This is a genomic window from Pseudomonas sp. URMO17WK12:I11 (genome assembly GCF_007677725.1).
GTDB lineage: Bacteria > Pseudomonadota > Gammaproteobacteria > Pseudomonadales > Pseudomonadaceae > Aquipseudomonas.
On the sequence record NZ_VEDF01000023.1, the window covers coordinates 1 to 9,020 of the forward strand.

2 protein-coding genes are annotated in these 9,020 nt (G+C 67.9%); both read left to right on the plus strand.

Annotated elements, in window-relative coordinates; all coding sequences use genetic code 11:
• Positions 1 to 894 (plus strand): AMP-binding protein (locus FS665_RS23825; RefSeq protein ID WP_145193602.1); only part of this gene is annotated, 894 nt, incomplete at its 5' end.
• Positions 891 to 9,020 (plus strand): non-ribosomal peptide synthetase (locus FS665_RS22935; RefSeq protein ID WP_145193604.1); only part of this gene is annotated, 8,130 nt, incomplete at its 3' end. The genes FS665_RS23825 and FS665_RS22935, both read left to right, overlap by 4 nt.

Below are 9,020 nucleotides of genomic sequence, written 5' to 3' on the forward strand. Positions count from 1 at the left end.
CGTTTCCACAGCCAGCTCCCAGGCAGCGACCTGCACAACCTCTATGGCCCGACCGAAGCCGCGGTGGACGTCAGCGCCTGGCACTGCCAGACCGCGCCGGACAACACCCCGATCGGCAAGCCGATCGCCAATACCCAGCTCTACGTGCTGGACGGCCATCTGCAACCGGTCCCGCAGGGCGTGCCGGGCGAACTGTACATCGGCGGCGTCCAGGTGGCTCGCGGCTACCTCAACCGCGCCGAACTCACCGCCGAACGCTTCATCGACGACCCGTTCCGCCCTGGCGGGCGCCTGTACCGCACCGGCGACCTGGCCCGGCATCTAGCCGACGGCAACCTCGAATACCTGGGCCGTAACGACGACCAGGTGAAGCTGCGCGGGCTGCGTATCGAGCTGGGTGAAATCCAGGCCGGGCTGACCGCTATCGACGGCATCAAGGAGGCCGTGGTGATTGCCCGCGAGCAACGGCTGATCGCCTACTACACCGGCGAGCCAAGCGCGCCCGAGACCCTGCGTGCGGCACTGCTCACGCACCTGCCGGAGTTCATGGTGCCGGCGTTGTTCATCCATCTCGAAGCGCTGCCGCTGAGCCCCAACGGCAAGCTCGACCGCAAGGCATTGCCCGAGCCGGGCGCCCTTGAGGCACGCGTCTACGAAGCACCGAAGGGCGAAACCGAAACCCTGCTGGCCGACATCTGGCAGGAGTTGCTCGGTGTCGAGCAGGTCAGTCGCCATGACAACTTCTTCGAGCTGGGCGGCCATTCGCTGCTGGCCGTGACCCTGACCTCGCGCCTGCGTGAACAGGGCCTGGAAGCCGATGTCCGCGCACTGTTCGACCACCCGACCCTGGCCGGCTATGCAGCCATCACAGACAGAATGGAGATCGTCCTGTGAGCATCAATGACCTACTGGCAACACTGGCGGCCAACAACGTCCAGCTGGCGCTCAAGGATGGCCAGCTGCTGGTCCAGGGCAACCGACAGGCCTTGACCGACGCCGTCCTGGTGGCGCGCCTGCGCGAGCACAAGCCCGCGCTGATCGCGCTGATCGAACGCGGTGATTATGTGGCCGTCAAGCACGGCGCCGTGCAGGCACCGGGCAACCTGATTACGCCGGGCTGCACGCGCATCACCCCTGAGCTGGTCAACCTGGTCGAACTCGATCAGGACACCCTCGACCGCCTGGTTGCCCAGGTCCCCGGCGGGGCGGCCAACGTGCAGGACATCTACCCTTTGGCGCCGCTGCAGCAGGGCATGCTGTTCCACCACGCCAGCGCCACCGCACATGACCCCTACGTGATGCAGGCGCGCTTCGAGTTCGCCAGCGAAGCACGCCTGCAAGCCTTTGTCGGCGCCTTGCGCGGGGTGGTGGCACGCCACGATATCCTGCGTACCTCGGTGCATTGGCAAGGCTTGCCGATGCCGCTGCAAGTGGTCTGGCGCGAAGCGCAACTGCCTGTGCTGGAACTACCTGCCGATGCCCCGGGGCACGCCTGGCTAGACCTGACCCAAGCGCCGTTGATGCGGGTGCTGCGCGACGCGCCCGCCGCCACGGGCAAGCTGGGCGCGACCTTGCAGTTCCACCATATCGCCATGGACCACAGTGCCCTGGAGGTGGTGCGTCACGAGCTGATTGCGTTCCTGGCCGGCGAGGAGCACCTGTTGGGCGCGCCGGTGCCGTTTCGCAACTATGTGGCGCAGGCGGTGCTCGGCATCAGCGAAGCGCAACACGAGGCGTTTTTCCGCGACATGCTCGGCGACATCGATGAGGCGACCCTGGCCTACGGCATCCAGGACCTGCAAGGTGAAGGCGCCAGCCATTGCGAGCACACCATCGACCTGCCGCCCGCGCTGTGCCAGGCCCTGCGCGCCCATGCCCGTAGCCTGGGCGTGAGTGTCGCCAGCCTGTTTCACCTGGCCTGGGGCCGGGTGCTCGGCGGGCTGACCGGGCGCGACCAGGTGGTATTCGGTACGGTACTGATGGGGCGCCTGCTCGGCGCCGAGGCCACCGATCGGGCGCTGGGTATCTTCATCAATACGCTGCCACTGCGCGTGGACCTTGCAGGTTGCGACCTGGAGGCGGCGATTCGTACCACTCACCAGCGCCTGAGCGCGCTGATGCGCCACGAGCACGCGCCGTTGGCCTTGGCCCAGCGCTGCAGTGGCGTCGCGGCGCCGGCCCCGCTGTTCAATGCATTGCTCAACTATCGCCACAGCGCGCCTGGCGCTGCAGCGGCGCATCGCCCTGCAGTGGCCGGCATCGACGTGGTCGACTCCGTCGAGGCCACCAACTACCCCTTGACGCTGAGCGTCGATGACTTGGGCGAGGCGTTTCGACTGACCTTGCTGGCCAGCGCCCACGTCCCCGGCGAACGGGTTTGCGCCTATTTGCAGCAGGTCCTGCACAGCGTGCTGCAGGCGCCTTCGGCGCAGGTGCAAAGCCTACAGTTGCTGCCCGACAATGAACGCCATGAGGTACTCGAACGTTTCAATGACTGCGTCGTGCCTTTCGAAACCCGCTTGACCTTGCCGCAACGCATCGAGCAGCAGGCCCACGCCCATCCGCACACGATCGCGGCCACCTGCGCCGACCAGACCCTGAGCTATGCCGCCCTCAACCAGCAGGCCAACGCCCTTGCCCAACGCCTGATCGATCAGGGCGTCGGCCCCGATGACCGAGTCGCCGTGCTCGCCCGCCGAGGCCTGCAAACCCTGGTCGGTCTGCTGGCCGTGCTCAAGGCTGGCGCAGGCTATGTGCCCATCGACCCCGCACACCCTGACGAACGCGTGCGCTATCTGCTGGGCGACAGCCAACCGGTGGCGGTACTCACGCAACATGCCCTGCGCGCCCGCCTGGGCGGCATTCAGGTGCCGGTGCTGTTGCTCGACCAGCCCGACTGGCCGGCTGCGCTGCACAACCCCCAGGTGCCCGGCCTGCATGCCGGCCATCTGGCGTACGTGATCTACACCTCCGGCTCCACCGGCCAACCCAAGGGCGTGATGGTCGAGCACCGCAGCGTCAACAACCTGGTGGACTGGCATTGCCGCGCCTTCGACCTGTGCCATGGCCGCCACACGTCGAGCTTGGCCGGCTTCGGCTTCGATGCCATGGCCTGGGAGGTGTGGCCAGCGCTGTGCGCCGGCGCCACCTTGCACCTGGCACCGCCCGCCGAAGGCAACGAAGACCTCGACGCCATGCTCGCCTGGTGGCGCAGCCAGCCGTTGGACGTGAGCTTCCTGCCCACACCGGTGGCCGAGTACGCCTTCAGCCACCAGCTTGAACACCCGACGTTGCGTACCCTGCTGATCGGCGGCGATCGCCTGCGTCAGTTCAACCGCACCCAGCGCTTTGCCGTAGTCAACAATTATGGGCCTACCGAGACCACCGTGGTGGCCAGCTCCGGGCTGGTCGAGCCCGGCGCCGTGCTGCACATCGGCAAACCTGTCGACAATGCGCGTCTGTACGTGCTCGACGAGCGCCGCGAGCCGGTGCCGCTGGGCGTGCCGGGCGAGCTCTACATCGGCGGCGCCGGGGTGGCGCGTGGTTACCTGAACCGCCCGGCGCTCACCGCAGAACGGTTTCTCGACGACCCCTTCAACGCCGGTGGGCGCATGTACCGCAGCGGCGATCTGGTGCGCTGGCTGGCCGACGGCACCCTCGAGTACCTCGGGCGCAACGATGACCAGGTGAAGATCCGCGGTGTACGCATCGAACTGGGCGAAATCGAAAGCCGCCTGGCGAGCTTGCCAGGCATCAACGAGGCGGTGGTGCTGGCCCGTGAAGATCAGCCAGGCCAGCCGCGCCTGGTGGCTTATTTCACCCCGCAGGCCGATGTCGAGGCAGCCATCGCGCACGACCTGCGCGCGCAGTTGCAGGCACACCTGCCGCAGTACATGGTGCCGGTGGCATTCGTCGAGCTGCCGGCCCTGCCGTTGACCGCCAATGGCAAACTCGATCGCCGCGCCTTGCCCAAGCCCGAACGCTCGGCGCTGTTCGAGCAAGGCTATGAAGCGCCGCAGGGGGAGCTGGAGCAGGCCCTGGCGCAGATCTGGGCAGAGCTGCTCCACCTCGGGCGGGTCGGGCGCCGCGATCATTTCTTCTCGCTGGGCGGGCACTCGTTGCTGGCCATGCGTATGGTGTCGCAGGTGCGCTTGCGCCTGGGCGTGGAGCTGAGCTTGGCCGAGCTGTTCGCCAATGCCGAGCTGGCGGCAGTGGCCGAGGTGCTGGCCGGGGCCGCGCGCAGCGCCTTGCCGGCCATTGTGCCAGTGCCGCGCGAGCAACCGCTGCCGCTGTCGTTCGCCCAGCAGCGGCTGTGGTTTCTGGCACAGATGGAAGGTGGCAACCAGGCCTATAACGTGCCGCTGGCCCTGGGCCTGCGCGGCGCGCTGGACGCCGACGCCCTGGAATGCGCGCTGCTGCGCATCGTCGAGCGGCATGAGATTCTGCGCAGCCACTTCGTGCCGCGCGAAGACGGCGCCGAAGTGGTGATTGGTGCCACTGCCGGGGCGGGCTGGTTCCAGCGCGAGGACATCACCGCACAGGCATTGCCGCAGGCGCTGCAGGCACACGCCAGCCAGCCGTTCGATCTGGCCCATGGGCCACTGCTGCGGGCGCGCTTGCTGCGTTTGCAGCCCGAGCACCATGTACTGGCGCTGACCGTGCACCATATCGTTGCCGATGGTTGGTCGCTGGGAGTGCTGACCGCCGAGCTGAGCGCGCTGTACCCCGCGCTGTGCCAAGGCCTGGGCGACCCGCTGGCGCCTCTGCCGATCCAATACGCAGACTACGCGCTGTGGCAGCGCCGCTGGCTGGTGGGCGAGCAGCTGCAGCGCCAGGCTGAGTACTGGCGTCAGGCACTTGAAGGCGCTCCGAGCCTGTTGAAAGTCCCCACCGACCGACCTCGCCCAGAGCGCCAGGACTTTGCTGGGGCCAGCCTGCCGGTGCAGCTGGACCCGCAGCTGGTGGCTGGCCTGCGCGGCCTGGCGCAGCGCCACGGCGTGACGCTGTACATGATTGTGCTGGGTGCCTGGGCGACGCTGCTGGCGAGGTTGTCGGGGCAGCAGGAGGTGGTGATCGGTTGCCCGATTGCCGGGCGCGGCCATGCAGAACTCGAAACCTTGGTAGGCCTGTTCGTCAATACCCTGGCCATCCGCATCGACAGCACTGCGGCAGCGACCGGCCAGGCATTGCTTACCCAGGTCAAGGCGCAGGTGCTGCAGGCCCAGGCCCACCAGGACCTGCCCTTCGAGCACGTGGTCGAGCTGCTGCGACCGACCCGCAGCCTCGGCCACACGCCGCTGTTCCAGACCACCCTCAACTGGCAGGCGACCCAGGGCCAGGCCCTGCATTTGCAAGGCCTGCAACTCGAGGCGGTGGCGCAAGCGGCGGCCGTCGCCAAGTTCGACCTGACCTTGAACCTGGGCGAGCAGGGCGAAGGCGTGGCAGGGAGCCTCGACTACGCCACCGCGTTGTTCGATGAATCCACCGTCAAACGCTACCTGGGCTACTTCGCCACCCTCCTGCAGGCGCTGGCCGATGACGACCAGGCGCCATTGGCGCAAGTCGAGCTGGTCGGCGCCGCCGAGCGCCAGACCCTGCTCAGCGACCTCAATGCGACGGCGGCCGCGTACCCGCGCGACGTGAACGTTGCGCAGCTGTTCGAACAGTGCGCGGCCGGTCATTCCGAGCGCGTGGCCGCCGTGCACGGGCAGCAGTCCCTGAGCTACGGCGAGCTGAACCGCCAGGCCAATCGCCTGGCCCAAGGCCTGATCGCCGAAGGCCTGGCACCGGGCGCCTGCGTGGCGCTGCTGTTGCCACGCTCACTGGCGCTGCTGGTGGCGCAACTGGCGGTGCTCAAATGCGCGGCGGTGTACGTACCGTTGGACATTCACGCGCCCGCGGAGCGCCAGCGTTTCATGCTCGAGGACTGCCAGGCGACGATGCTGCTCAGCCACAGCGACGTCCACGCCAATTTCGACCTGCCGCGCCTGGACCTCGACCGCCAGCCGGCCGAGCACCTTCCAGCCCGTGACCTGCCGCTGCCAGCAGCGCCCGACAGCGCGGCGTACGTGATGTATACCTCCGGCACCACCGGCGCGCCAAAGGGCGTATGCGTGGCCCACCGTGGCATCGCCCGGCTGGTCTTGAACAACGGCTACGCTGATCTGAACGCCCAGGACCGTATCGCCTTCGTGTCCAATCCCGCGTTCGATGCCAGCACCTTGGAAATCTGGGGCGCGCTGCTCAACGGTGGCCAGGTGCGGGTGATCGATCACGCGACCTTGGTCGAGCCGCAGCGTTTTGCCCATGCCCTGGCCGAGCAAGGCATCAGCGTGCTGTTCCTGACCACGGCGCTGTTCAACCAGTACGTGCAACTGATCCCCGCAGCGCTGGCATCCGTGCGCATACTCATCAGCGGTGGCGAGCGCGCCGAGCCTGCTGCGTTTCGCGCGTTGCTCGAACGGGCACCGAACCTGCAGCTGATCAATGGTTACGGACCGACTGAAACCACGACCTTCGCGGTGACCTGCGCCGTTCGGTTGTCCGACTTGGCTGCCGGGCAGGTGCCAATCGGCCGTCCGATCGGCAACACCGAGGTCTATGTGCTCGATAGCTTCGGCCAGCTGACCCCGCGCGGCGTGGCCGGCGAGCTGTACATCGGCGGTGATGGCGTGGCCCTGGGTTACCTGAACCGCCCTGAGCTGAGCACCGAGCGCTTCGTCAACGACCGGTTCAGCCAGCGCCCCGGCGCCAGGCTCTATCGGACCGGCGACCTGGTGCGCTGGCAGGCCGACGGCCAGCTCGAATACCTCGGGCGCAATGACGATCAAGTGAAGATTCGCGGTTTTCGCATCGAACTCGGGGAAATCGCTCAGCAACTGTCGCTGTGCCCAGGCATCGGCGACGTGCAGGTCAGCGCGCTGGCAGACGGGCAGGGCCCCTTGCGCCTGGTGGCCTGGTACACGCGCCAGGATGCGGCGCTGGACGCTGCGGCGCTGCGGCGCTTTTTGCGCGGGCGCCTGCCCGACTACATGCTGCCCACGGCCTATGTCGCGCTCGAGCGCATGCCGCTGACCAACAATGGCAAGGTCGACCGCCAGGCCCTGCCGCTGCCCGCTGCGCAAGACCTGGCTGCAGCGGCTTACGAGGCCCCGCAGGGCGAGCGTGAAACGTGCCTGGCCGAGCTGTGGTGCGAATTGCTGCAGCTGCAGCGGGTCGGGCGGCAGGACCGGTTCTTTGAACTCGGTGGCCATTCCTTGCTGGCCATGCGCATGCTGGCCCAGGTGCGACAGCGCCTGGGGCTGGAACTGCCGTTGGCCGAGCTGTTCGCCGACGACAGCCTGGCTGCGCTGGCGGCAAGCCTCGACGGGCATCCAGCCCGCAGGCTGCCGCCGATCCAGTCAGGCCCACGGCTGGGCAGCCTGCCGTTGTCGTTCGCCCAGCAGCGCTTGTGGTTCCTGGCGCAGATGAGCGAGGGCAGCGCGGCCTATCACATCCCGATCGGCCTGCACCTGCACGGCCCGCTGCAGCGCCTTGCCCTGGAGCGTGCCTTGCGTCGGGTGGTCGAGCGCCACGAGAGCCTGCGCAGTCACTTCGTCGCCGAGGCCGGCGAGCCACGGGTGTTGCTGGCGGGCGATGCGCGAGCGTTGCAGTGGCTGCAGCAGGATGCCCGCGGCCTCAGCGAGGCTGCCCTGGCGCAGCTGATCGCCACCCAGGCCGCCGCACCCTTCGCCCTGGACCGCGAACTGCCGCTTCGCGCCTGCCTGCTGCAGCGCGGCGATGAGCATCACGTGCTGCTGCTGACCCTGCACCATCTGGTGGCCGATGGCTGGTCGCTGGGCGTGCTGGTGCACGAGCTGGGGACGCTGTACCGGGCGTTCTGCCAGGCGCAGGACGATCCATTGCCGGCGTTGCCGGTGCAATACCTGGACTACGCCCTGTGGCAACGGCGCTGGCTCGGCGCCGAAACCTTGCAGGCCCAGGCTGACTACTGGCGCATGCAGCTCGACTGCGCGCCGACGCTGCTCAGCCTGCCCTGGGACCATCCACGGCCAGAGCGCCAGGACTACACCGGCGACAGCGTGGCGCTGCGCCTCGACCCGCGCCTTGGCACTGCGCTGAAGGCCTTGTGCCAGGCCCAGGGCGTTACCCCGTACATGCTGTTCATGGCGGCTTGGGCGGTGCTGCTGGCGCGCCTGGCCGGGCAAGACGAGGTGGTGATCGGCTCGCCGCTGGCCAACCGTCGGCAGGCCGAGGTCGATGGCTTGATCGGCATGTTCGTCAATTCCGTCGCCGTGCGGGTGGACACCCGCGACGCACCCTGCGTGGCCACGCTCCTGGCACGGGTCAAGCAAGCGGTGTTGCAGGCCCAGGCGCATCAGGACCTGCCATTCGAGCAGGTGGTCGAGGCGGTACGCCCGCCACGCAGCCTGAGCCACACGCCGTTGTATCAGGTGTCGCTGGACTGGGATGCCACGCCCGAACACCGTGCCCTGCAGTTCGTTGACCTGCAGGTGAGCCCCGTCGCCGCGCAAGCGCCTATCGCCAAGTTCGACCTGAGCCTGAGCATGGGTGAGGGCCCCCAGGGGTTTGCCGGCGGCATTGTGTACGCCACGGCGCTGTTCGAGCGATCGTCCGTCGAGCGCTTTGCCGGCTATCTGGAGCAAATACTGTGGACCTTCGCCGAAGGCGCCGCTGCCCTGCCGATGCAGACTGGATTGCCGGATGCCTGTGAGCGCAAGCGCTTGCTGCTGACCTTCAATGATACGGCGGCAGCCTATGACCTCGATCAAACCCTGCACGGGCTGATCGAGGCCCAGGTCGCGCGTACGCCGGATGCGCTGGCAGTCCGTGCCGACGAAGGCGAGCTGAGCTACCGGCAGCTCAATGAACAGGCCAACCGCCTGGCGCATTACCTGATCGGCCTGGGGGTCAAACCCGATTACCGTGTGGCGATCTGCGTCGAGCGCGGGCTGTCGATGGTGGTGGGGCTGCTGGCGATCCTCAAGGCCGGCGGCGCC